Raw genomic sequence first — 23546 nt, 5'->3', positions numbered from 1 at the left:
TCATGGCGATCGCGGTGCCGCACTGGGCGGGCATGCTGCCCCTGGGGCCGCATGGACGGCGGTCGTTGCGGGGTGACGCGCTGCTCGCGGCGGCCGCCGTGGCGATCGAGCTGATCCTCGTCGCCACCGGCCCGGCCGACATGCGCGAGCGCGGGTGGGCGGTGGCCGTCGCGAGCAGCGTCCTGTGCGCGGTACCCATCGCGTTGCGCCGCGTGGCTCCCTGGGTGTCGGTCGTCCTGACCACGGCGGCGCTGATCGCGGGCGCCGTGGCCACGATCCAGCCGGTGACCATCGTGGTGGCGATCGTCGTGCTGACGTACTCGACGGCCGCCCACTTCCCGCTGCGCCGCGCGGTGCTGGCCCTGGCCGTGTTGTGGCTGCCCGTGATCGGGGTCAACGCGCTGACCCCCGACGCGGCCAAGCCCGATGACATGTCGACCGGCTACATCATGTTCCTCAACGGGCTGCTCGGGATGGTGTGCTTCTTCATCGGCCGCACCGTGCACGCGCGCCGCACCTCCACCCAGGCCCTGGAGGAGCGCGCCCGGACGGCCGAGGAGAACCAGCGCGCCCTCGCCGAGCAGGCGGTCGCCGAGGAGCGGCGGCGGATCGCCCGCGAGCTGCACGACATGGTGGCGCACCACGTGAGCGTGATGGGCGTGCTCGCCACCGGCGCCCGGCGGGTGCTGCGCCGCGACCCGGACGCCGCCGACGAGGCGCTCAGCACGATCGAAGACACCAGCCGCACGACGCTGCGCGAGATGCGACGCCTGCTCGACGTGCTGCGCACCGAGGCCGAGCCGGCCGCCGACCTCGCGCCGCAGCCCGGGCTCGCGGGCATCGAGACGCTGGTCGAACAGGTGCGGGAGGCCGGGCTGCCGGTGTCCCTGCGGGTCGACGGCTCGCCCGGCTCGCTGGCACCGGGCGTGGCGCTGACCATTTACCGTATCGTCCAGGAGGCGCTGACCAACGCGCTCAAGCACGCGGGCGCGGCCACCGCGCAGGTCCGGCTCAGCTTCGGCGTGTACTGGCTCATCGTCGAGATTTTCGACACCGGGCGCGGCCCGACACCGGGCTCCGACCGCGTCGGCCACGGCCTGGTCGGGATGCGGGAGCGGGTCGCCCTGTACGGCGGGACGCTGCGCACCGGCCCCCGCCCGGGCGGCGGTTTCCGGGTGTACGCGAAGATCCCGATGGAACAGAGCTGACGGGGGGCCACATATGTCGACCGAGGACCGGCCGGTACGGATCCTGCTGGCAGACGACCAGCCGTTGCTGCGCACGGGGTTCCGCATGGTGCTGGGCGCCGAAGACGACCTCGACATCGTCGGCGAGGCCGGCGACGGCGCCGAGGCGGTCGACCTGGCCCGCCGGCTGCTGCCCGACGTGGTGCTCATGGACATCCGGATGCCCCGCATGGACGGGGTGGCCGCGACCCGCTCGATCGTCGACGCGCGGCTGCCTGTCCGGGTGCTGATCCTGACCACGTTCGACCTCGACGAGTACGTCGTCGGGGCGCTGCGGGCGGGCGCGAGCGGCTTCCTCGCCAAGGACGTGCCGGCGGAGGATCTCGTGGTGGCGATCCGCACGGTCGCGGCGGGCGAGGCGGTGGTCGCACCGCGCATCCTCAAGCGGCTGCTGGACCGGTTCGCCGACTCGCTGCCCGACCCGTCGGCCACGCCGCCGAAGGCGCTCGACGCGCTCACCGAGCGGGAGCGCGAGGTGCTGATCCAGGTGGCGAAGGGCCAGTCGAACGCCGAGATCGCGGCCGCGCTGTCGGTCAGCGAGACGACGATCAAGACCCACGTCGGGCACGTGCTGACCAAGCTCGGGCTCCGCGACCGGGTACAGGCGGTCGTGCTGGCGTACGAGACAGGGCTGGTCCGGCCGGGCGCATGAGTACCCCGCTGTCCTCCTCAAGGTGGAGGAGGCGGCGCCCGGTGGGCGTACCAGAAGACTCTCCCGAAGCACGACGGCTCGGCCCCTTCGGGCACCTACCGTGAGTGAAGACGGCGTTCGGGGGAAGGTCTCGTCGAGATCTTGCCAGGCGCGCTCAGGGGTGACCCTGAGCGCGCCTCGGGGGTGGCCCGCACCGAAAGATGGGTCTCCAGTTCCGCCCGCGGAGGGACGATTTTCGCTTCCGCGGCCCCCACGATGAATGCTGCCGGCCGGGCCGACACCCCGGCCGGACCATTTTGTTTCAAACGAGGGGGAAGAGTGACTGCGACGTCGGCGAGCGACACGCACGTGGCGGCCCGCGCGAGCGACGTGTGGAAGGTGTATGGCTCGGGCGAGGCCCAGGTCATCGCGTTGCGGGGGGTGACGGCCGACTTCGAGCGCGGCCGGTTCACGGCGATCATGGGGCCTTCTGGCTCCGGCAAGTCCACACTGATGCACTGCCTGGCGGGGCTCGACGCGGTCACCCGGGGGCAGGTCTTCATCGGCGGCACGCAGGTGACGGGGCTCGGCGACGCCGGCCTGACGAAGCTGCGGCGCGACAAGGTCGGTTTCATCTTCCAGCAGTTCAACCTGCTGCCGACGCTGACCGCGCAGGAAAACATCCTGCTGCCGCTGTCCATCGCCGGCCGCAAGGCCGACCAGGCGTGGTTCGACACGGTGATCGAGACCGTGGGGCTGCGCGACCGGCTCGGCCACCGGCCCAGCCAGCTCTCCGGCGGCCAGCAGCAGCGCGTCGCGTGCGCCCGCGCGCTGGTCGCCCGGCCCGAGGTCATCTTCGCGGACGAGCCGACCGGTAACCTCGACTCCCGCTCGGGCGCCGAGGTGCTGGGCTTCCTGAAGCGCTCGGTCCGCGAGTACGGGCAGACGATCGTCATGGTCACCCACGACCCGGTGGCCGCGTCCTACGCCGACCGCGTGGTGTTCCTCGCCGACGGCCAGATCGTCTCCGAGCTGCTCGACCCGACGCCGGAGGCGGTCCTCGACACCATGAAGCGGCTCGACGTGCTCACTGTCGGGGTGGCGGAGTAGATGCTGCGCGCGACCCTGAAGAGCCTGCTCGCCCGCAAGCTGCGCCTGGTGCTGTCCGGGCTGGCCGTGGTGCTGGGCGTGATGTTCGTGTCGGGTGCCTTCGTGCTCACCGACACGCTGGGCCGTTCGTTCGACGCCGTGTTCTCGAGCGCGTACTCGCAGACCGACGTCGGTGTGGCGGCCAAGCCGAAGATCGAGATGAGCGAGATGGAGGGCGAGGAGGTCCAGGCGCCGTTCCCGGCCTCGGTCCTCGACGAGGTGCGGTCGGTGCCGGGCGTGGCCAAGGCCACCGGCACGGTCGCCGCCGACGGCGCCCAGGTCATCGGCAGCAACGGCAAGGTGCTCACCTCGTTCGGGCCGCCGCAGATCGGCCAGGCGTGGACCGGTGAAGACGGCCTGACCGAGCTGCGCGAGGGGCGCGGCCCGACGGCCGACAACGAGATCGCCGTCAACGTGACGGTGGCCGACGCCGCGAAGATCAAGGTCGGCGACCAGGTACGGGTGCAGACGCTCGAACCGGCGAAGCCGTTCACCCTGGTCGGCATCTTCGGCTACAGCGGCGGGCGGGACAGCCTGGGCGGTGTCCAGGAGGTCGCGTTCACCGAGAAGGCGGCTCAGCAGCTGCTGGTCGGCGAGACCGGTGTCTACACCGGCATCACGGTCAAGGCCGACAGCGGCGTATCGCACACGAAGCTGCGTGACGAGATCGCCACGAAGCTCGGCACCGGATACGAGGTGAAGACCGGCCAGCAGCTCTCCGACGAGGCGTCCGACAGCCTCAAGGAAGGGCTGGCCTTCTTCAACAACATCCTGCTCGGGTTCGCCGGCGTGGCGCTGTTCGTCGGGATCTTCCTGATCCTCAACACCTTCTCGATCATCGTGGCGCAGCGCACCCGCGAGCTCGCGCTGATGCGGGCCGTCGGCGCCAGCCGTGGCCAGATGATCGGTTCGGTGCTCGTCGAGGCGATCGTCATCGGCCTGCTCGCCTCGGTGCTGGGGCTCGGTGCCGGCGTCGGTGTGGGCGCCCTGCTGGCGTACGCGTTCGGGTCGCTCGGCGGCGGGCTGCAGATGGCCTCGGTGGGCATACCGCTCGCGGCTGTCATCAGCGCCTTCGTGGTCGGCCTGTTCGTCACCGTGATCGCGGCGGTGCTACCGGCTCTGCGCGCCTCGCGCATCCCGCCGGTCGCGGCCATGCAGGACGTCGCGACGCCCGACCGCCCGCTCACCAAGATCACGGTGGCCGGCGCGGTGGTCGGTGCCATCGGTGGCGCGCTGCTCGGGCTCGGCCTCAGCGGAAACGCGGGCGACAGTACACTGTGGACGATTCTGGCCGGCGTGCTGGTGACGTTCATCGGGGTGGCCCTGCTGACGCCGCTGATCAGCAAGCCCGTGGTGGCGCTGCTCGGCCGGCTCTTCTCCTGGTCGGTGCCGGGCAAGCTGGGCCGGCTCAACTCCGGCCGCAACCCGCGCCGCACCGCCATCACCGCCGCCGCGCTCATGGTGGGCATCGCGCTGGTCACCGGCGTGACGGTGATCCTGGACTCGGCCAAGAGCAGCTTCACCTCGCTGGCGGAAAACACGATCGACGCCGAGCTTGTCATCTCCGGCACGCAGACCGGGCCGCGCCCGCCGAGCTTCGACCCGGCGGTGCTCGACCAGGCCGCCAAGCTGCCCGGCGTGCAGGAGACGGCCGGCATCTACTGGGACCGGGCCGTCATCAACGGTGAAAACGACGGCGTGACCGCGATCAGTGACGTCGCCGCGCTGACGGACATCTACCACGCCAAGGCGACCGCTGGCACGATCAGCAGCCTCGGCGACGACCAGATGCTCGTCGACGCCGACACCGCCAAGGACAAAGGGCTGTCGGTCGGACAGTCGCTGACCGTGCAGACCACGCGGGGCGACGCCAAGACGTACACGCTGTCGGGCATCTACGAGGCGTCCGAACTGTACGGCGGGTTCGTGCTGCCGGTCGCCGCGGCCAAGGACTTCGCGGTGCCGAAGCCGACCCAGGCGTACCTGAAGCTGGCGCCGGGCACGACCGTCGCGCAGGTGCAGCCGCAGGTCGAGGCGCTGCTGGCCAACAGCCCCGAGGTGTCGGTGGCCGACCGGGCGACGTTCATCGACCAGCAGACCAGCAGCCTCGACGGGGTCCTGCAGATGATCCAGATCCTGCTGGCGCTCGCGATCCTCATCGCGGTACTCGGCATCGTCAACACGCTGGCGCTGTCGGTGCTGGAACGGACCCGCGAGTTGGGCCTGCTGCGGGCCATCGGCCTGCGCCGGGCGCAGACCATGCGCATGGTCACCGTCGAGGCCGTCGTCATCTCGATGTTCGGCGCCATCCTCGGCGTGGTCGTGGGCTCCGGGCTGGGCGCCTCCGTGGTAAGGGCGCTGAAAGACCAGGGCATCGATGACCTGGTCCTCCCGTGGGCCCAGATGGGACTCTTCGTTGGTGTGGCAGCGATCGTCGGAGTGGTCGCCGCCGTCCTGCCCGCTATCCGCGCCGCACGGCTCGACGTGCTGCGCGCGATCGCACACGAGTAGTCCCGCCTCCCCGGTGAGGGCCGGCCCGCGATCGCGGGCCGGCCCTCATCTTTGGGCTATCCGCCTTGCCAGCCCGCGGGCCGCACGCCGGTCATGCTCGCGAACACCACGACGTTGTCCGCGTACGCGTGGCGGTCCGCGTCGTACGGGCCGCCGCAGGTGACCAGGCGCAGCACCGGTACGTCGACGTCGGCGAACACCCGGTCGGACGGGAAGTGACTCTTGGCGAACTGCTCCACCGAGCTGACCGTGAACACCGCCGTGTCGCCGTCCTGCCGGATCACCTCGACCGGGTCGCCGGGCTGGACGCGGGTCAGGTACCAGAACACGGCAACGGCCTTCTTCGAGTCGACATGCCCGACGATCACCGCCGAGCCGCGCTCACCCGGTGACGGGCCGAGCCGGTACCAGGCGGCCCGGTGCGCCCGCTCGTAGGGCGGTACCTCCATCCGGCCGTCCGGAAGCATGCCGATCTCGTCGAGCGCGGCTCGCAGGTTGATCGACGGGATCACGATCGACGTGGGCGCCGAGCGGTCCAGGGCGGCCGCCCGTTCGACCGGTACCGGATTGACGAGTTGCCGCAGGTCGGACTGGCGTACGGGCGCCCCGGTCTGCGCGGGTACCGGCAGGGCAGGCGGACCGCTCGCCACCGCGTCCGTTCCGGAGCGGATCTGCTGTACTCCCCAGCTCGCGACGAGGACGGCGGCCGCGGCGGCGGCCCACCAGACCATCCGCCTCGGATCCTGGGTCCGGACAGCGGCCGGGACGGCTTCCGGGCGGCCCCGAGCCGGGGGCTTGGCGCGCTCGCGGCCGAGCCGGGCGGTGGGTCGCCTGCCGACGCCGTACGCGGCCTTCCGGCCCTCGCCGATCGTCATCCCGCCCACCTCCCCGCCACGGCCGGTAGCCCGGTCCCCCGGAGCTTCCTTATCCGTCCGCGCGACGGCGCCGGGCCACCGCGATCAGGCCGATGCCGGCCGCGCCGGCGAGCACGATGGCGCCCGCGCCGAGGGCCACGTTGCCGGTCTCCTGGCCGCCGCCACCGCCGGTCTCCGGCGCCCCGCTCGGCGTCACCACCGCGGGCGTCGTGACATCCGCGGTGGGCGGCGTGTTCGTCGGGCCCGGTGTCGACGAGGCCGGGCAGGTGTGCGTCAGGTTGAAGGTGTCCCGCCGCCCGTTCGGATCCTCCGTCGCTTCGCCGGTGATGTTCGCGGACGCGTCGCTGATCGTCCAGCCGGCCGTCGTGATGATCCACGCCTTGCTGGCGCCGTTGTCCTCGGCGATGCCGCTGTCGTCGGCGTCCGGGATCGTCAGGTTCACCGGCCCGTTCGGCGTGTTGAAGGTGATCGTGATCGAGGTGAACTCACCGAGCTGGTTCGGCTGCGGCAGTACGAAGACCCAGACGTCCCGCCCGGGGTACGGCCCGCCGCCGAAGTTCGGATCGCAGTTCGGCGCGCCGAAGTCCGCTGCGGGTATGTTGCGGTGACTCGGGTTGATGTCGATCGTGTCGGCCGCGTAGGCGGGGCCGCCGGGCCCGATCGCGAGCACACCGGCGGCCACCGCCGCACCTAGACGAACCAGCCGTGACCCCCGCATAGCACCCTCCAGGCAAAACCGGCAATTTTCGCGAAGCGTATGCCTAGTGAAGGGTTCTCGCTGGTCAGGGCCTCGGCGTGTCGCGGTCTACACCTCCAGGGGCACCGGGTGGATCTCGTCTGCCGGGTGGCCGGCCCGCTCGTGGATACGCCGGACGGCCTCCTCGTTGGGCGCCTCCGAGAGGCAGTAGATGACGCCGGCCGCCGGGTCGGCCCACGCGCGCTCGAAGACCACACCCTCCTCGGACTGGATCGCGAGGTCGGCCTCGTGCGCCTCCTTGAGCTGGTCGTTGGTGATGCCCACCATCCCCAGGTGGACGTCCATGAACTTGGCCATCTGTCCTGCCCTCCCTGCTGAGTCCAGCTTCGAAATCAGCCTAGGCACGATCACAGCCCGTCATGGTCGCTTTTGAGCACCCCCTCGTGCGGCGCGAACGACGCCGAGCGGGGACACTGGTGACCATGACGCCGCTCCGTCCGGGCCTGCGCCTCCACGACCGATTCACGCTGGTCGAACGCATCGGGCTCGGCGGCATGGCGGAGGTGTGGCGCGCCGACGACCAGATTCTCGAACGCCCGGTCGCGGTCAAGGTGCTCGCCGGCTCGCTCTCCCGCGACCGCACGCTGCGCGCCGCCACCTGGCGGGAGGCGAAAGCGGCCGCCCGGCTCGCCCACCCGAACGTCACCCAGGTCTACGACTACGGCGAGGCACCGCTGCCCGGTGGCGGCGTCGCCCCGTACCTGGTGATGGAGCTCGTCGACGGCGAGAGCCTGGCCGACCGGCTGCGCCGCGCGCCGATGCCGTGGCCGGAGGCCGTCCGCACGGCCTCCGAGGTCGCGGCGGCGCTGGCCGCCGCCCACCGGCTCGGCGTCGTGCACCGCGACATCAAACCCGGAAACGTCATGCTCACCGCCGGCGGCGCGAAGGTTCTCGACTTCGGGATCGCGGCGCTCGTCGACCGCCCCGAGCCCGACCGGGGCACGGTGGTGGGCACACCCGGGTACGTCGCGCCGGAGGTCCTGGCCGGCGCGGCCGCGAGGCCGGCCAGCGACGTGTACGCGCTCGGCGTCGTGCTCTACGAGGCGCTGACCCGGCGCCCGCCGAGCCTGGTGATGAGCTTCGCCGAGGCGGCCGCCGCCACGCCACTCCCGCTGCTCGACGTCCCGCCAGAGGTGGCGGCCCTGTCCGAGGCCCTGATGTCCTTCGACCCAGCGGACCGCCCGCGCGCCGACGAGGCGGCGTCGCGCCTCGCGGCACTCGTCCGCACCGCTCCCACCGTCGACGCGCCGATCTCGCCGCCCCCGCTCGCTCCGCCGCCGCCGACGCTCGTCGAGGCGCGGCCCGACCGCGGCGGCGCCAACAGGTTGCTGCTCGCCGGGCTCGCCGGCGGGATCATCGCGATCGGACTGGCGTTGACGATCATCGCCGCGGCGCTACTGTCCGGTTCCGGCGAGCCGTCCGGGCTCGGCGGCGGCCCGTCGCCTTCCCCCACCACGGCCGCTCCGCCGTCGCCGCGCCCGTCGCCCACCGGATCGACGGCCGTCATCAACGCGCTCGACAACACCGTCACCGCGGCGCTCGGCGCGGGCCGGATCGACGCCGAAGCCGCCCGCAAACTGCGCGACCGCATCGACCGGCTCCGCGAGGAAGCCGCCGGCGACCGCCCCGAACGCGACGTGCGCAAGCAGGCCAACGAGCTGACGAAAGACCTCGACGAGCAACTCAAGAAGGGCCGCATCGACCGGCAGACCGCCGACGAGCTGAGGGCCCTGCTGCGCCCGCTGCTCACTTGACAATTCTGAGCTACCGCGACGTTCGTCGTGCGCAAGACCGTTGCTCCCGCGGCCTCACCCACCGCGTGTCGTCACGCTCTCCGCTGGCCGCCGCCTCGCCGACCGGTCACGGCCGCGGGTTTGTGGGGGCGCGGAGGGTGAGACCGCGACGGTCTCAGTGTGCGGGCTTGAGGATCATGGCCGAGAGGAAGTCCAGGTCCGCGCCGGTAAGGCTCTCCAGCAGGTGTACGCCGTCCGCGGCGTCCAGCGGCACCTCGTTCGGTACGCCCAGCACCGCGGCGCCGGCGGCGAGCGCGCTGGCCACACCCGTCGGGGAGTCCTCGATGGCGACACACCGCTCGATCGGCACACCCAGCAGTTCAGCCGCGCGCCGGTACGGCTCGGGATCCGGCTTCGGCGCGCGCACCTCGTCGCCCGCCACCACGACGTCGAAGTTGTCCCGGCCGAGCGTGTCGAGCGCGATGTCGACGAGCGGCCGCCCGGTCGACGTGACCAGCGCCGTCGGCACCCCCGCGCGGCGCACCGCCTCCAGCAGCGCCAGCGCGCCCGGCCGCCACACCAGCCCGGTGCGGAAGAGGTCTGTCATCCGGCGCTCCACCCAGCGGTAGCTCTCGTCCGGATCGCGCCACTCCTGACCGAGGTCGGTGTGCAGGATGCGCATGGAGACGCCAGGATTCATGCCGACCATGGAGATGCGGGCCTGCGCCGACAGCGCACCACCGTAGTGTGCGGCGAGCTCGCTGAGCGCGGTGTCCCACAGGCGTTCGCTGTCGACCAGCGTGCCGTCCATGTCGAAGAGCACGGCGGCCAGTCGGGGGGTCGTCGTGGTCACCCCCCGATCATCCCCGACTCCCACCGACCTGCCCTCCTCCTGTGGCCCATCCCTCACCCCTCCCGCCGTTTCGCTCCTTCTCGTCGCCGTTTCCGCCGTCTTCTTCGTGCTCTTGGGGCTCGACCGAGCGGACAAGGTCGCGAGCGTATTCTCCTTCTACATCGCGCTGAGTTCGCTGGTAGTCGCGATCGGCGTGGCCATTGCCTCCCGCCGGTTTCCGCATATCGGCAGCGGGCGGATCGCCGGCACAAAGACAGAGGAGAGCGTGGAGCACATCGTCAACGGAAAGGTGTCCGAGGCACAGCGCGAATGGGTGGCGACGCGCCGCGTCCTCAATGGACAACGCGGGCACCTCGCGCACGCCGGCGCCGCGCTGTACGGGTCGCGACTGGAGCTGGCCGATACCGGACTGATCACAGCACCCGCCTGGATCCCGGGAAGGCCGCTGGACCTGTCGTCCATCACCCTCACCTACCGCAAGCGGGCCCCGGCGCCGTTGATATCCGGCGCGGAGTCGGAGAGCGTTCACGCGCGCCCGCCGGTCTCCAGCAGCCGGTGGTATCCCAAGTACACCTACGCGATGATGGACCTCGACCGGCCGCAGCGGTTCGAGAGCAGGTTCAGCTGGCGCCTGCTCGACGTCGGTCCAGGGGCACGAGACCTGGCATTCGGCCCGACCAGCTACTTCGAGGCGCTCGACGTCTGCGAGGCCGTGGCGCACGAGACGGCACGTGCCTACTTCCACCCTTCGGGCGCACGCCGGACCAGCACACCGCGACTCGTCCGATCAGAAATTCGCCGAACGCCCCAGAATTCATCCTCCATCGACGCGATCCCAGAAAGGTTGCCATCGCGGGAAACCTTCTCCAGGTGATTCCCTCGGGCGCCTTCCAGCCGTCCAGCCAGTACCGCGACAGCGAAAAAGCGGACTTCGATCTCTGGCGAAACATCATGCGGGAGTTCTCCGAAGAACTGCTCGGCAACCCGGAGCACAGCGGATACGAACGGCCAGTCGACTACATGAACGAGCCATTCCTCACGCTTGACGGCGCGCGCGAGGACGGCCGCCTCACCGTGTCGCTGCTCGGTGTGGGTCTCGACGCGCTCACCTTGTGGGACGAGATCCTGACCGTCGCGGTCTTCGAAGCACCGCTCTTCGACCACCTGCGGCGCGGCTTCGTCCGCGTGAACGACGAAGGCACCATCGCCGTACGGGACAAAACGATCGAGACGCGACCCTTCACGTGGCCGGAGATCCGCGGTCTCATCGAAGGACGGCGGCTCGCGCCGGCCGGGGCGAGTTGCCTGCACCTGGCCTGGCAGCATCGCGACGCCCTGCTCGGCTAGGCGCCTCCGCTCACGGGTGCCGGTCAGCGGAGGCTGCAGGCGTCCAGGGACTTTTGGTAGCCGCTGAAGAACGAGTCGGTGCGCTGCTCGGCGGTGCCGTGCGCATTCGGTGCGAACCACGGCTGTCCCGGATCGTCACCGACCGCCAGCAACCCCTTCTGGAGCTCGTCGATGTCGCCGTCGTCCAGGCGCAGGGCCTTGGCCCGCACGGAGTCGCCCATGTACGCGCCAGCCATGCAGTCGGCTTGGAGCTCCTGCTGGATCGTGAACCGGTACTCGATGCCGAGCCGCACCTGGATGCCGTGCGCGTACTCGTGGCCGAGAAGGTAGAAGATGAACGCGTCGCCGATCTGGCGGAAGGCGGCCACCGCCCAGTTGACGTCGTACGCGATGAAGTCGCCAGCCGAGCAGTAGGCGGCGTTGTTGCGGGTCAAGGGCTGGCCGCCGCATTCGATCTCACCGTCGCGCTGGTACGCGATGATCCGCTTGATCGGCTGGAAGCCTTCGACGCGCTGGTCCCAGTACTCCTCGGCGACGTCGACGGCGCCCTCGATGTCGCGCTGGAACTCGTCGACGCTCATCGTGCCGTCTTCCTGCTCGCCCGGAGCCACCGAACCGGACGGCGGCTCCGCCGGGGCGGCGGGGTCTTCGGCGGGCCCGACGAGGCATCCCGAGGCAAGCAGGACCGCCGGCAACACGAGGAACCACGATCGCATCGTCACCGCCGCAGGGTCGCCGGGCTCTGGCCGTACATGCTGTTGTTGAAGTACCCAGAAAGCGTGCGGTCATCCACGAGGTCGAGCGACGCCTGGCCGGTGGTGTAGTTGAACGCCTGGTAGCTCAGCTCCAGATGCTGGCCGTCGAAGGTGCCCTGCCCGACGGCGGTGATCCCGTAGACGGTGCGCTCCTGCACGACGACGTACGTGCCGTACTGCTGGAGGTCATACTGTGCGACGCCGTCGGCGCCCTGCCAGGTGCCGGTGAGGCTGACGGGTGGCGGGGCCACGTTGGTGGTACCCGCGCGGGACTCCGCCTGCTCCTTGACCTCGGCGAGTTCCTTCTCCAGTGCGGTCTGCCGGTCGGCGATCTCCTCGGCGGAGTACTCGCCGCCCTTCGCGCTGTAGAACTCGATTTTGCCGCTGGCGTCGACGCTCTTGACCTCCTGGCCGCGCGAGATCGCGACCACCGCGACGACGATCGCGAACAGCAGCGCCAGCCCGCCGAGGCCGAGCGACGTGAGGCAGCCCCAGCCTCGCTTCACCGGTCCCGGCCCGGCGGGTGGGGCGGAGGCCGGTGGCGCCAGAGGAGCAGCGGGCATCGGCGGCAGAGGCGGTGCCGGACGCATCGGCGCCGTCCGGTTAGTCCACGTTGTACCCGTCCAGTAGCGCAGCATTCCCCGGTGCCCCGGGTCTGGGTACCACCCGGGCGGCTGTCTGGGCGGTGCGGGCATCTCCACGCTCCAACGACGCGCTCGTCGAAGGGAAAGATACGCGCGAACGCCCGAAATGCCGCCCTGAGTCGCCGATCCGACTCACGAACGAGCGACCACCGGCCCTCGCCGATCAAGGCCATTCCCATCGATCAAGGGCAAACGCACGCGGATAAGAGATTCAACCACGTGCATTCGCCCTTGATCGGCGGACGTCGGGGCGCGCGGCGCGCGGCGCGCAGCGCGCGCGGGCCGCGCGACGGGTGGGTGGGCGGCGGTTATTTCGCGTTGAAGTAGGACGCTTCCGGGTGGTGGACGACGATGGCGTCGGTGGCCTGCTCGGGGACCAGTTGGAACTCCTCGGACAGCTGGACGCCGATGCGGTCGGCGCCGAGCAGGTCGACGATCTTCGCGCGGTCTTCCAAGTCGGGGCAGGCCGGGTAGCCGAACGCGTACCGGCAGCCGCGGTAGTCGGTGCGCAGGAGGCCGGCCAGGTCGGTCGGGTCGGTGTCGGCAACGGTGCCGCCACCGGGCAGGACCAGCTCGGCGCGGATCCGCTTGTGCCAGTACTCCGCCAGGGCCTCGGTGAGCTGGACGGACAGGCCGTGCACCTCGAGGTAGTCGCGGTATTCGTTGCGGGCGAACATCTTCGCCGTGTACTCGCTGACCGGGTGACCGATCGTGACGAGTTGGAGAGCGACCACATCAAGGGAGGAGCCGCGCGGCTTGAAGAAGTCGGCCAGGCACAGGCGGCGCTCCTGGCGCTGCCGCGGGAACGTGAACCGGGCCCGCTCGGCGTGCCCGTTTTCGTCGAGCACGACCAGGTCGTTGCCCTCCGAGTACGCCGGGAAGTAGCCGTAGACCACGGCCGCTTCGAGGACCTTGTCGGAGATCAGGCGGTCGAGCCAGTATCGCAGGCGCGGCCGGCCCTCGGTCTCGACAAGCTCCTCATAGGACGGTCCGGAGCCGCCACGGCTGCCGCGCAGGCCCCACTGCCCGAGGAAGGTGGCCCGCTCGTCCAGCAGCGCCGAGTAGTCGGCGAGGGGGATGCCGCGGATCACGCGGGTGCCGAAGAACGGCGGTGCCGGCGTGTCGACATCGGTCGCCACGTCTGACCGTACCGACGAATCATTGAGATCGGGCAGGGACTCGCTGACGATGGCCCGCTGGCGCTCGCGCCGCGCCCGCCGTGCGGCGAGTGCCTCTTCGCGCGCGGGGTCGACCAGCGGGGCCTCGCCGCGCTTCGCGGCCATGACCCGCTCCATGAGGGACAGGCCCTCGAACGCGTCGCGCGCGTAGTGCACCTCGCCGGCGAACATGGACCGCAGGTCGTCCTCGACGTACGCGCGGGTGAGCGCGGCACCGCCCAGCAGCACCGGCCAGCGGTCGGCGACGCCGCGGGTGGCCATCTCCTGCAGGTTTTCCTTCATGATGACCGTGCTCTTGACGAGCAGGCCGGACATGCCGATCGCGTCGGCGTTGTGCTGCTCGGCGGCGTCGAGGATCGCGTTGATCGGCTGCTTGATGCCGATGTTGACGACCTCGTAGCCGTTGTTGGACAGGATGATGTCGACCAGGTTCTTGCCGATGTCGTGCACGTCGCCGCGCACGGTGGCCAGCACGATGCGGCCCTTGCCGCCGTCGTCGGCCTTGTCCATGTGCGGTTCGAGGTAGGCCACGGAGGTCTTCATGACCTCGGCGGACTGGAGCACGAACGGCAGCTGCATCTGGCCGGAGCCGAACAGCTCGCCGACCACCTTCATGCCGTCGAGCAGGATGTCGTTGATGATCGCCAGCGCGCTCTTGTCGACGAGCGCCGCGTCGAGGTCGGCCTCCAGGCCGGTGCGCTCGCCGTCGATGATGCGGCGCTTGAGGCGTTCGTCGAGGGGCAGGCCCGCCAACTCCTGTGCCCGGGTCGCCCGCGCCGAGGCGACGTCGACGCCCTCGAACAGTTCGATGAAGCGCTGCAGCGGGTCGTAGCCCTCGCGGCGCCGGTCGTAGACCAGGTCGAGGGCGACCTCGCGCTGCTCGTCGGCGATCTTCGACATCGGCAGGATCTTGCTGGCGTGCACGATCGCGCTGGTCAGGCCGGCCTGCACGCACTCGTGCAGGAACACGGAGTTGAGCACCTGGCGGGCGGCGGCGTTGAGGCCGAACGACACGTTGGAGATGCCGAGCGTGAAGTTGATGCCCGGGTACAGCTGGGAGATCTGGCGGATCGCCTCGATCGTCTCGATGCCGTCGCGGCGGGTCTCCTCCTGGCCGGTCGAGATCGGGAACGTCAGGCAGTCGACCAGGATGTCCGACACCGGCAGGCCCCAGCGGCCGGTCAGGTCGTCGATCAGGCGGGACGCGACCCGGACCTTCCACTCGGCGGTGCGCGCCTGGCCCTCCTCGTCGATGGTCAGCGCGACCACGGCGGCGCCGTGCTCCTTGACGATCGGCATCATCCGCGCGTATCGCGACTCGGGACCGTCGCCGTCTTCGAAGTTGACCGAGTTGACCACGCACCGGCCGCCGAGCATCTCCAGGCCGGCCTCGATCACGTTCGGCTCGGTGGAGTCGAGCATGATCGGCAGCGTGGAGGCGGTGGCGAACCGGCCCGCGAGCTCGCGCATGTCCTGCGCGCCGTCGCGGCCCACGTAGTCGATGCACAGGTCGAGCAGGTGCGAACCGTCGCGGGCCTGACCGCGGGCGACCTCAACGCACGCCTGGTAGTCACCGGCCAGCATCGCCTCGCGGAACGCCTTCGAACCGTTGGCGTTGGTGCGCTCGCCGACCATCAGCACGCTCGCGTCCTGGGCGAACGGCACGTGGTGGTACAGCGAGGCGACGCCGGCGTCGACCTCCGGAGAGCGCGGGCCTGCGGCCGCGCCGCGCAACCGGTCTGAGACCGCCCGGATGTGCGCGGGCGTCGTCCCGCAACAACCGCCGATCAGGGAGACGCCGTACTCGTTGACGAAGCGATCGAGGGCCTCCGCCAGTTCGTCCGGCGTCAACGGGTACCGGGCGCCGTCGGCGGTCAGTTCCGGCAGGCCCGCGTTGGGCATGACCGACAGCGGCACGCGGGCGTGCTGCGACAGGTACCGCAGATGCTCTGTCATCTCGGCCGGGCCGGTCGCGCAGTTCAGCCCGACCAGGTCGATGCCCAGCGGCTCCAGCGCGGTCAGCGCGGCGCCGATCTCGCTGCCCAGCAACATCGTGCCGGTGGTCTCGACCGTGACGTGGCAGATCAGCGGGATCGTGCGGCCGATGTCGGCCATCGCCCGCCGCGAGCCGATCACGGCGGCCTTGGTCTGGAGCAGGTCCTGGCAGGTCTCGACGATCAGCGCGTCGGCGCCACCGACGATCAGGCCGGCGGCGTTTTCCTGGTACGCGTCGCGGAGCGCGGCGTACGGCGCGTGGCCCAGCGTCGGCAGCTTGGTGCCCGGGCCGATCGAGCCCAGCACGAACCGCGGTCGATCGGGCGTCGAGTGCCGGTCGGCGGCCTCCCGGGCGATCCGGGCGCCCGCCTCGGCCAGCTCGCGGATGCGATGCGGGATGTCATATTCACCGAGCGCTGCCAGGTTCGTGCCGAACGTGTTCGTCTCGACGCAGTCGGCGCCGGCTTCCAGGTATGCCTCGTGGACCCCCCTGACAACGTCCGGGCGGGTCACGTTGAGCACCTCGTTGCAGCCCTCAAGACCCTGGAAGTCGTCATCAACGTCCAGGTCAGCGGCTTGCAGCATGGTGCCCATCGCGCCGTCGGCGATGAGGATGCGGTCGGCGAGGGCGTCGATCAACGAAGTCGGCACCGTCCAAGGCTATCGTTCCCCGATCGAGCGCGAAGCGCGCCCACCTAGCCTCACACCAACCTCCCACCCGGCCTCGCGACCCGCCCGACAGGCTTGGCCACCGGGCTCAGCTCGGCTCGGCAACGTAGGCTGGCTTTCGTGACCGAGTTTGACGGGTTGCCGGTGCTGCGATCCCCCGTGGCGATCGCCGCGTTCGAGGGGTGGAACGACGCGGCCGACGCTTCCACGGCCGCGGTCGAGCATCTGGAACAGGTGTGGGAAGCGCGCCAGGTGGCGGCGCTCGACCCGGAGGACTTCTACGACTTCCAGGTGAGCCGTCCCACGATCACGATGGCCGAGGGCGAGACGCGCCGGATCGAGTGGCCGACCACCCGCTTCATGGTGGCCAGCCCGCCCGGCACCGACCGCGACGTCGTGCTCATCCGTGGCATCGAGCCGAGCATGCGCTGGCGCACATTTTGCGAGCAGGTGCTGGAGCTCTGCCACAGCCTCGAGGTCAACCGCGTGGTGCTGCTCGGCGCGCTGCTCGCCGACGTGCCGTACACGCGGCCGCTGCCGATCAGCGGCACGGCGTCCGACAAGACGGCGGCCGAGCGGTACCAGTTGACGCCGACGCGGTACGACGGGCCGACCGGCATCGTCGGCGTGCTCCAGGACGCGTGCACGACCGCCGAGGTCGACGCGGTGTCGTTCTGGGTGCACGTGCCCCACTACGCCAACAACCCGCCCTGCCCCAAGGCGACGCAGGCGCTGCTACACAGGATCGAAGACGTGCTCGACCTGCCGGTACCGATGGCCGACCTCGCCGAGGAAGCCGCCGAGTGGGAGCAGCGGGTGCGCACGGCGGCTGAGCAGGACGCGGAGTTGGGCGAGTACGTGCGGGAGCTGGAGGAGCGCGTGGGCGACGCGGGGATCCAGCCGCTGACGGGCGACGAGATCGCCCAGGAGTTCGAGAAGTACCTCCGTCGCCGCGGCGGCTCCGCCGGCCCGACAGCCGGCTCCTGGTAAAGCTTCGCGTGTCGGGCTGCGGGCCCCACGGCCCGTAAAGCATCCTAGTCTGCTATGAGCATCAATCCTGGAGCTGCTGAGTTCCCCCATCGGCAGATCGCGGATCAGTTGCGGGAGCGGATCCGGCGGGGCGACTGGGCGCCCGGCGAGCGGCTGCCGTCCATCCCGGCGATCGCCGAGATGTTCGGGGTGGCGAAGCAGACCGTCCAGCGCACCGTCGACCAGCTCCGCGTCGAGGGCCTGCTGATCACCAAGCCGGGCTCGGGCACCTACGTGCGCGGCACCAAGCGGCGGCTCAACCGTCTCTCGCGCGGGCGGTACGGCGGGTTCCGCGGGTATCACGCCGATCTCGCGGCGCGGTACCGGCAGCACCTGGTCGAGGTCGGCCGGGCGCCGGCGCCGGCGGAGGTGGCGGACGCGTTCGGGGTACGGGACGGCACGGAACTGGTCGTCCGGCGGCACGTCGTGCGCACCGAGGACGTACCGGTCGAGGTGGGCGCGTCGTGGTTCCGGGTGGAGGACGCGGCGGGTACGTCACTGGAGCGGCGGGAGGCGTTCGGCCGGCCGCTCTACCAGGAGGCCGAGGAGGCGATCGGCCGGCGGTACGCGTCGGCGACCGACACGCTCAGCGCGCGCCAGCCGAGCCGGGAGGAGGCGGAGATCCTCCAGATCCGCCCCGACACGCCGGTGCTCCACCTCCTGCATGTGGCCTTCGACCCGGGCCACAAACCGGTGGAGGTCTCTCAGGCGACGTGGCCTGGCCCGATGACGACGCTGACGGAGGAGTACAAGATCCCAGGACCGACCCCAGACCCGGACCCCGACCCGGGCATGGCCCTGGCCTGAACACCGCGCCCGCCGGACCACGGCGCCCGCCGCCCGGCGGCGCACGGGCGCCCGCCGATCAAGGACATCCGCGTCGATCAAGGGCGAATACACGCGGAATTGAGATCGAAGCGCGTGCATTTGCCCTTGATCGACGGCGAGAGCGGGCGCGCCGCGCGCCGCAACTGGTGGGCTAGAGGTGGACGCCTAGGAGGGCGTCGACGGCGCTCGCGAAGAGGGCTGGCGACGAAGCGTCGTCGCCGGCGCCGGCCAGCGTGGCGTCGGCCCAGGTGTCGAGCAGGGCCAGGGCGCCCGGCGTGTCCAGGTCGTCGGCCAGTCGCGTGCGGAGGCCGGCCAGCAGGTCGGCGGCCGACGGTCCCTGGGACGCGGCGGCGGCTTCGCGCCAGCGGCCCAGGCGTTGCTCGGCGGTCTTGAGCAGGTCGTCGGTCCACTGGCGGTCGGCGCGGTAGTGGTCGGCGACGAGCGCGAGGCGCAGCGCCATCGGGTCGACGTGGTCGGCGCGCAGCCGGGATACGAAGACCAGGTTGCCCTTCGATTTTGACATTTTGTCGCCGTCGAGCCCGATCATCCCGGCGTGCACGTAGTGCGCCGCGAACGGGGCCTCGCCGGTCAGGCGCTCGGCGTGGGCGGCGGAGCACTCGTGGTGGGGGAAGATCAGGTCGTTGCCGCCGCCCTGGACGTCGATCGTGGCGCCGAGCAGGTCGAGGGCGATGGAGGCGCACTCGATGTGCCAGCCCGGGCGGCCGGGCCCGAGCGGGCCGCCGTCCCAGGCGGGCTCGCCGTCGCGGGCGCCGCGCCACAGCAGCGGGTCGAGCGGGTCGCGCTTGCCGGGGCGTTCCGGGTCGCCGCCGCGCTCGGCCGCGAAGGCGAGCATCTGCTCGCGGGTCAAGTTTGACTCGTACCCGAACCGGGGCGTCGAGGCGATGTCGAAGTACACGTCTTCGTCGAGGCGGTACGCGGCGCCCTCGTCGAGCAGGGTGGCCACCTTCGCCACGATCGCCGGGATCGACTCGACCGCGCCGACATAGTGCTGGGGCGGGATGATCCGCAGCGCCTCCATGTCTTCACGGAAGAGTGCGGTCTCGCGCATGCCGAGTACGACCCAGTCTTCACCGTCGCGGGCGGCGCGCTCCAGCAGCGGGTCGTCGATGTCGGTGACATTCTGGACGTACGTGACCGGGCGGCCGGCGTCTCGCCACATCCGCTGCACCAGGTCGAACGTGATCATCGTGGCGGCGTGACCCAGGTGCGTCGCGTCGTACGGTGTGATGCCGCACACGTATATCGTGGCCGGGCCCGAAACTGCGGTGGGGTGCACGCCACGGCGCGCCGAGTCGAACAACGCGAGCGGCTGCCCACCGCCCGGCAGCCGCGGCACCTCGTGCCCGATCCAGGAATCCATGGGCCAAGAGTATCCAGCTCAGATCGGCGGCCACGGAACCGCGGGCCAGTCCTCGGGAGGGTCCGGGAAGCGCCGGGTCGACAGCAACGCGGAAACCCGCTTCCGCGTTCGCCCAATCTCGGCCGCCGTCAAGTGAGGCGCGAGCCGCTCGCCGAGCCCTCCCCCGAGGGCCTTCTCCAGCGAAACGAGTGTCTCCACCGCCTCGTCGGGCAGCCGCTTGCGAGTCCAGCCCCACAGCACCGTACGCAGCTTGTCGTCGACGTTGAAGCAGACGCCGTGGTCGACCCCGTACACCCGGCCGCCCTCGCCCATCAGCACATGACCGCCCTTGCGGTCGGCGTTGTTGATGACCGCGTCGAAGACGGTGAGCCGGGCCAGCCGCGGGTCGTCGGCGTGCGCGAGCGCGTACGCGGTGCCATCGTCGTCGCGCGCCGCCGCGATCCGGAACCAGCCGGCCGGCAGCTCGTACGCAGGCACGAACCCGACCAGCGCCTCACCGTCTTCGGGCTCGTCGATCCACAGCTGGCAGGCGCCCTCGCCCAGCGGCCCATCGCGCAGCACCGTTGGCGGTACCAGATCCCAGCCGGTCTCGCGGGAAACGAGGTAAGCGGAGACCTCGCGCCCGGCGAGCGTCCCGTCCGGGAAGTCCCACAGCGGCCGTTCGCCGCGCACCGGCTTGTAGACGCACCGGGCCGTCACCCCGTCGAGGGTGAGGAAGGCGCGCAGCGTCGTGTTGGAGGCGTCGACCAACCGGCCCTCGATCTCGAACGACCCGTGTTCGAGCAGTCGTAGGGCGTCGTTCTCGTCGAGCACAGGCGAGGTCTCGACGGTCACCGGTGGTAGCCGTTGTGCCGCGGGCACAGGTGGCCGCGCGGGTCGAGCGGCTGGCCACACAGCGGGCACGGCGGCCGCCCGGCGGCGAGCACCCGGCGGGCCCGGTCGATGAACGCCCGCGTCGCGGCCGGGGTCAGCCGGACCCGCAGCCGGTCGAGGTCGTCGTCGACCTCCTCGTCATCATCAGCGTCATCGCTGTCATCGCCAGGGCCGCCGAGCTCCAGCTCCACCTCGGCCTCGCCCGCCGCGATCGCCTCGATCACGACGGTGGCGGTGTCGACGTCGTACGCCAGCCCGAGCGTCCCGACCCGGAACTCCTCGTCGACGGGCGTCTCCAGCGGCTCGTTGTCGGACAGTGCCGGCGGCGGCTCGGGCAGGTCGGCGCCGAAGCGGCGGTGCGCCTCGGCGAGCAGTTCCTCGAGCTTCTCCGCCAGCAACGTCATCTGGACCTTCTCCAGCGCGACGCTGACCAGCCGGCCCCCGCCACGCGCCTGGAGAAAGAACGTCCGCTCCCCCGGCGGACCCACGGTGCCAGCGACGAACCGCTCCGGCGGCTCGAAGGCGTGAACCTGGTGGGTCATACCTAGAACCCTATCTGTCGAGCGCGTCGTGCGCGCAGTGCTATCGACCACCGCCGCCACCGACAGCGGCGTCCGAGCTGGCGGCCTTTGGCCGCCGCGCGCGGCGCCGCTTCGGCGGGACCAGTCCGGCGAGGTCACCGCCCGTGTCGTTCAGGCGAAGCAGGAACGGCCTGGTCGGCGTGTAGCTGATCGCGGTCAGCGACGCCGGGTCGGCCACGATCCTTTGAAACAGATCCAGGTGTACGCCCAGCGCGTCAGCGACGATCGCCTTGATCACGTCGCCGTGGCTACAGGCCAGCCAGACGGCGTGCGGACCGTGCTCGGCGGTGACCCGGGCATCCCAGGAGCGCACCGCCGCGACCGCGCGCGCCGCCATGTCGGCCATCGCCTCCCCGCCCGGGAAGACCGCCGCGCTCGGGTGCTGCTGTACGACGGGCCACAGTGGATCCTTGGCCAGCTTCTTGAGCGGCTGCCCCTCCCACTCCCCGTACCCGCACTCGATCAGCCCGTCCTCGGCGTGCGGCTCGGCGGCGGGCAGCGCGATGTCCAGGGTCTGCCGGCACCGGATCAGCGGGCTGGTGACCACCGCCGCGAGCGGTACCGCCTTCAGCCGCTCCCCCACGGCGGCCGCCTGCGCGCGCCCGGTGTCGTCCAACTCGACCGGCCGCCGGCCGGCGAGGCCACCGTCGGCGTTAGCGGTAGTTCGCCCATGTCGCAGAAGCAGGACAGTCGCCACGGTGCCCCAGCCTACGACCCGCGGTTAGCACTCGTGGTCGTAGAAGGCGGTGTAGAGGAGGATGTCGGGGTTGCGGCCTTCGCGGGTGATCGCGTCCCGGTTGGGCAGGCCGGCCCGGGTCACCTCGACGAGAAAGCGACGCTGGCCGTCGACGGCGGGTACGCGGTGGGTCAGGATCACCTGCGCGCCTTCAGCGACACTCGACGCGATCGGGGCGCCCGCCGGGGTGACCGTGCCGACCACGTCGACCGCACCGCCGGCGCTGGCGAGCCTGATCCTGATCTCGGTGGTCCGGTCCGCGTCCCCCAGGCAGCGCGCGTCGATCGGGAACGCGACCGGGGTCGCCGACGTGGCAGCCGGCCCTCCGGTGGTGGCGAAATGGTGCGCGGCCAGATAGGCGGCGGCGTCCACATCCTGCCGGCTGTACGACGAGTGCGGCCCGCTGTCACCCTCCCCCTGGCAGACGACATCCTTCGCGTGGCACCACGACGCGACGGTGAACCGCGCCGGCAGCGGCGGCGGTACGGGGATCACCGGTTCGAGGAAGTCCCCGAGGCCGGTCCGGGTCGGGTCGAACGAGCCGTTGAGAATGACGGCGGCCCGTGCCGGGTCGTACCCCGGCGCCCCCGGCACGTTCGCCTCGCGGGGGTCGAAGTTGGGGTCGCCGAAGACAATCGCCAGCAGCCGCGGACTGGCGATCGAGGCGGACAGGAACGGCGATGCGAGCGCCCGCCGGATCACCTCGGCCCCTTGGGAGAACCCGGTCAGCAGCACCCGCGAGCCAGGACAGTCGGCGTTGATCTGGTTGAGCTCGCGCACCGCCTCCGCCACGCCGGCGGCGACGCTGCCCCGGTACACCTGCGCCACCGTCCCCGCGTTGATCAGGTTGATCCCGAACGAGGTCGGTGCCGCGGGATAGTAGGCGGAGTACGCGTCGACGGCACCGGCCGGCTCGACGGCGCGCAGCCTCTCCAGCAAAGCGAACCCGGTCATGCCCAGCCCGCGATCGGACGCGAGCCCATGCTTGCTCCAGAATCGCGGCTGCCCTTCGGCGACCCGGTCGGTATTAAAATTCTCCCGGGTCCCGCGCACCGAGTACATGACGATCGGCGCACACGACGCCAGCCGACGCGGCAGCGCGGCGAAGCCCGGTTCGACGGTGGCGGGGCGAGGAAAGACAACCTGGCCGCCGTCACGCTCGACGGGCACAAAGGGATCCGCGGCGCCCCGGTCAGCCGGGCAGTCCGTCGGATTGTTGACCGGCACCGTGTACGTCACCCCGGTCACGGGATCGGTGACAGGTCGCGTGAAAGCACAGCCGCTCGCGGGCGCTGGCGTGCCGGCGCTCCCGGGCGCGGTGCCGCTGGCGCCTTCGTGCGCAGGGCCGGGCGCGGCGTTGGTGGTGGCGGGCGCGGTGCTCGCGGCGTCCGCGGCTGGGAGGCCGGACCAGGCCAGCAGCGCGGCGCACAGTACGACGCCTCCCAAGGTCAGCAGCCCACCGCGCCTCACCCTCATCACCCGACGCAAGCTATCCGCGACCAGGCCCACCGACATCGACAGCGCCGCGCCAATCCCCACCCAAACCTGTCACCGATACACCAACCCGGCCCTCCGCGCTGCGCTCCCTCCGCGCGCCCACTCCCCGCCGCGCGCTCCCGCAGCGTCCCTCTCCGCGCAGCGCGCTCGCGCGCCCCTCTCCGCGCAGCGCGCCGCCTCTCTCCGCCGATCAAGGGCGAATGCACGGCTCTTCGCCCCGATGTGTGGGTTGGGGTCGGGTTGGTGATTGGGGCACGCCGTTGCCTGGCCTAGGTTT

21 protein-coding genes and 1 pseudogene are annotated in these 23546 nt (G+C 71.1%); 9 read left to right on the top strand and 13 right to left on the bottom strand.

All coding sequences use genetic code 11. The features are described 5' to 3' along the window. The first annotated feature begins 2 nt into the window (after window positions 1-2). From QMG73_RS38005 to QMG73_RS37990, 4 genes are all read left to right on the top strand, one after another. Complete coding sequence (locus QMG73_RS38005; protein WP_281903835.1) at window positions 3-1208, top strand: sensor histidine kinase; 1206 nt, start codon at window positions 3-5, stop codon at window positions 1206-1208. Between the two features lie 13 nt (window positions 1209-1221). Beyond that, complete coding sequence (locus QMG73_RS38000; RefSeq protein WP_281903833.1) at window positions 1222-1899, top strand: response regulator; 678 nt, start codon at window positions 1222-1224, stop codon at window positions 1897-1899. 369 nt (window positions 1900-2268) lie between these two features. Then, entirely contained in the window at window positions 2269-2988 is a 720-nt protein-coding gene (locus QMG73_RS37995; RefSeq protein WP_407676913.1) for an ABC transporter ATP-binding protein, read from the top strand. After that, window positions 2989-5538, top strand: coding sequence for an ABC transporter permease (locus QMG73_RS37990; RefSeq protein ID WP_281903830.1), 2550 nt, complete (start codon window positions 2989-2991; stop codon window positions 5536-5538). Between the two features lie 56 nt (window positions 5539-5594). Here the strand turns inward: QMG73_RS37990 and QMG73_RS37985 are convergent, their stop codons facing one another. The 3 genes from QMG73_RS37985 to QMG73_RS37975 form a co-directional block, all read right to left on the bottom strand. Then, window positions 5595-6413 (bottom strand): class F sortase, encoded by an 819-nt coding sequence (locus QMG73_RS37985; protein ID WP_281903829.1) that lies wholly within the window; start codon window positions 6411-6413, stop codon window positions 5595-5597. A gap of 49 nt (window positions 6414-6462) precedes the next feature. Continuing rightward, complete coding sequence (locus tag QMG73_RS37980) at window positions 6463-7095, bottom strand: hypothetical protein (protein ID WP_281903828.1); 633 nt, start codon at window positions 7093-7095, stop codon at window positions 6463-6465. 123 nt (window positions 7096-7218) lie between these two features. Next, window positions 7219-7467, bottom strand: a complete 249-nt coding sequence (locus QMG73_RS37975) for an SCO4226 family nickel-binding protein (protein WP_281903827.1) — start codon at window positions 7465-7467, stop codon at window positions 7219-7221. Window positions 7468-7592: 125 nt separating this feature from the next. Between QMG73_RS37975 and QMG73_RS37970 the strand changes: the two genes are divergently transcribed. Continuing rightward, window positions 7593-8924, top strand: coding sequence for a serine/threonine-protein kinase (locus QMG73_RS37970; RefSeq protein ID WP_281903826.1), 1332 nt, complete (start codon window positions 7593-7595; stop codon window positions 8922-8924). Window positions 8925-9078: 154 nt separating this feature from the next. Here the strand turns inward: QMG73_RS37970 and QMG73_RS37965 are convergent, their stop codons facing one another. Further along, window positions 9079-9726 carry an HAD family hydrolase gene (locus QMG73_RS37965; RefSeq protein ID WP_281903853.1) on the bottom strand — a complete coding sequence of 216 codons (648 nt, stop codon included), beginning with the start codon at window positions 9724-9726 and terminating at the stop codon, window positions 9079-9081. Window positions 9727-9862: 136 nt separating this feature from the next. Here QMG73_RS37965 and QMG73_RS37960 point away from each other — a divergent pair, with 136 nt between their 5' ends. Together QMG73_RS37960 and QMG73_RS37955 are read left to right on the top strand one after the other, a co-directional pair. Beyond that, window positions 9863-10630, top strand: coding sequence for a hypothetical protein (locus tag QMG73_RS37960; RefSeq protein WP_281903825.1), 768 nt, complete (start codon window positions 9863-9865; stop codon window positions 10628-10630). Beyond that, on the top strand, window positions 10627-11103 hold the full coding sequence (locus QMG73_RS37955) for a hypothetical protein (protein ID WP_281903824.1): 477 nt from the start codon (window positions 10627-10629) through the stop codon (window positions 11101-11103). The genes QMG73_RS37960 and QMG73_RS37955 overlap by 4 nt, the downstream gene beginning before the upstream one ends. A 23-nt stretch (window positions 11104-11126) precedes the next feature. Here the strand turns inward: QMG73_RS37955 and QMG73_RS37950 are convergent, their stop codons facing one another. The 4 genes and pseudogenes from QMG73_RS37950 to metH all read right to left on the bottom strand — a co-directional run bounded on the left by QMG73_RS37950 (window position 11127) and on the right by metH (window position 16314). Continuing rightward, a complete protein-coding gene (locus tag QMG73_RS37950; RefSeq protein ID WP_281903852.1) occupies window positions 11127-11819 on the bottom strand; it encodes a neutral zinc metallopeptidase in 693 nt (230 codons plus the stop codon). 2 nt (window positions 11820-11821) lie between these two features. Beyond that, on the bottom strand, window positions 11822-12421 hold the full coding sequence (locus tag QMG73_RS37945) for a hypothetical protein (protein WP_281903823.1): 600 nt from the start codon (window positions 12419-12421) through the stop codon (window positions 11822-11824). A gap of 21 nt (window positions 12422-12442) precedes the next feature. Continuing rightward, window positions 12443-12553: pseudogene (locus QMG73_RS46515) on the bottom strand (DUF2510 domain-containing protein); the annotation flags it as partial. A 257-nt stretch (window positions 12554-12810) separates the two neighbouring features. Then, window positions 12811-16314, bottom strand: a complete 3504-nt coding sequence (metH, locus tag QMG73_RS37940) for a methionine synthase (RefSeq protein WP_407676912.1) — start codon at window positions 16312-16314, stop codon at window positions 12811-12813. Between the two features lie 150 nt (window positions 16315-16464). Here metH and QMG73_RS37935 point away from each other — a divergent pair, with 150 nt between their 5' ends. Both QMG73_RS37935 and QMG73_RS37930 read left to right on the top strand, forming a co-directional pair. Then, window positions 16465-17334 (top strand): PAC2 family protein, encoded by an 870-nt coding sequence (locus tag QMG73_RS37935; protein ID WP_281903821.1) that lies wholly within the window; start codon window positions 16465-16467, stop codon window positions 17332-17334. A gap of 54 nt (window positions 17335-17388) precedes the next feature. Beyond that, on the top strand, window positions 17389-18180 hold the full coding sequence (locus tag QMG73_RS37930) for a GntR family transcriptional regulator (protein WP_281903820.1): 792 nt from the start codon (window positions 17389-17391) through the stop codon (window positions 18178-18180). 172 nt (window positions 18181-18352) lie between these two features. Here the strand turns inward: QMG73_RS37930 and mshC are convergent, their stop codons facing one another. Genes mshC through QMG73_RS37905 form a run of 5 tightly spaced genes read right to left on the bottom strand, consistent with a single transcriptional unit; the run spans window position 18353 to window position 23248 of the window. Beyond that, a complete protein-coding gene (mshC, locus tag QMG73_RS37925) occupies window positions 18353-19582 on the bottom strand; it encodes a cysteine--1-D-myo-inosityl 2-amino-2-deoxy-alpha-D-glucopyranoside ligase (protein ID WP_281903819.1) in 1230 nt (409 codons plus the stop codon). Between the two features lie 18 nt (window positions 19583-19600). Further along, window positions 19601-20416 carry an SCO1664 family protein gene (locus QMG73_RS37920; protein WP_281903817.1) on the bottom strand — a complete coding sequence of 272 codons (816 nt, stop codon included), beginning with the start codon at window positions 20414-20416 and terminating at the stop codon, window positions 19601-19603. Further along, a complete protein-coding gene (locus tag QMG73_RS37915; RefSeq protein ID WP_281903816.1) occupies window positions 20413-20997 on the bottom strand; it encodes a DUF3090 domain-containing protein in 585 nt (194 codons plus the stop codon). Before QMG73_RS37915 ends, QMG73_RS37920 begins: the two co-directional genes overlap by 4 nt. Before the next feature lie 40 nt (window positions 20998-21037). Continuing rightward, the gene (locus QMG73_RS37910) at window positions 21038-21733 is read right to left on the bottom strand and encodes an MSMEG_4193 family putative phosphomutase (RefSeq protein WP_281903815.1); all 696 of its coding nucleotides are present in this window, start codon (window positions 21731-21733) and stop codon (window positions 21038-21040) included. A gap of 24 nt (window positions 21734-21757) precedes the next feature. Continuing rightward, window positions 21758-23248 (bottom strand): cutinase family protein, encoded by a 1491-nt coding sequence (locus QMG73_RS37905; protein ID WP_281903813.1) that lies wholly within the window; start codon window positions 23246-23248, stop codon window positions 21758-21760. Between the last annotated feature and the right edge of the window lie 298 nt (window positions 23249-23546).

The sequence above is a fragment of the Phytohabitans aurantiacus genome (assembly GCF_027923225.1).
In the GTDB taxonomy this organism is placed as follows: Bacteria; Actinomycetota; Actinomycetes; order Mycobacteriales; family Micromonosporaceae; genus Phytohabitans; species Phytohabitans aurantiacus.
This window is presented reverse-complemented; position numbering and strand designations above follow the sequence as displayed.

What these genes read in the sequence shown, in the direction of transcription:
- QMG73_RS38005 (WP_281903835.1), top strand. Translation starts at nt 3, where the DNA reads ATGGCGATCGCGGTGCCGCACTGGGCGGGCATGCTGCCCCTGGGGCCG.
- QMG73_RS38000 (WP_281903833.1), top strand. Translation starts at nt 1,222, where the DNA reads ATGTCGACCGAGGACCGGCCGGTACGGATCCTGCTGGCAGACGACCAG.
- QMG73_RS37990 (WP_281903830.1), top strand. Translation starts at nt 2,989, where the DNA reads ATGCTGCGCGCGACCCTGAAGAGCCTGCTCGCCCGCAAGCTGCGCCTG.
- QMG73_RS37985 (WP_281903829.1), bottom strand. Translation starts at nt 6,413, where the DNA reads ATGACGATCGGCGAGGGCCGGAAGGCCGCGTACGGCGTCGGCAGGCGA.
- QMG73_RS37975 (WP_281903827.1), bottom strand. Translation starts at nt 7,467, where the DNA reads ATGGCCAAGTTCATGGACGTCCACCTGGGGATGGTGGGCATCACCAAC.
- QMG73_RS37970 (WP_281903826.1), top strand. Translation starts at nt 7,593, where the DNA reads ATGACGCCGCTCCGTCCGGGCCTGCGCCTCCACGACCGATTCACGCTG.
- QMG73_RS37950 (WP_281903852.1), bottom strand. Translation starts at nt 11,819, where the DNA reads ATGCGATCGTGGTTCCTCGTGTTGCCGGCGGTCCTGCTTGCCTCGGGA.
- QMG73_RS37945 (WP_281903823.1), bottom strand. Translation starts at nt 12,421, where the DNA reads ATGCCCGCTGCTCCTCTGGCGCCACCGGCCTCCGCCCCACCCGCCGGG.
- QMG73_RS37930 (WP_281903820.1), top strand. Translation starts at nt 17,389, where the DNA reads ATGAGCATCAATCCTGGAGCTGCTGAGTTCCCCCATCGGCAGATCGCG.
- mshC (WP_281903819.1), bottom strand. Translation starts at nt 19,582, where the DNA reads ATGGATTCCTGGATCGGGCACGAGGTGCCGCGGCTGCCGGGCGGTGGG.
- QMG73_RS37915 (WP_281903816.1), bottom strand. Translation starts at nt 20,997, where the DNA reads ATGACCCACCAGGTTCACGCCTTCGAGCCGCCGGAGCGGTTCGTCGCT.
- QMG73_RS37905 (WP_281903813.1), bottom strand. Translation starts at nt 23,248, where the DNA reads ATGAGGGTGAGGCGCGGTGGGCTGCTGACCTTGGGAGGCGTCGTACTG.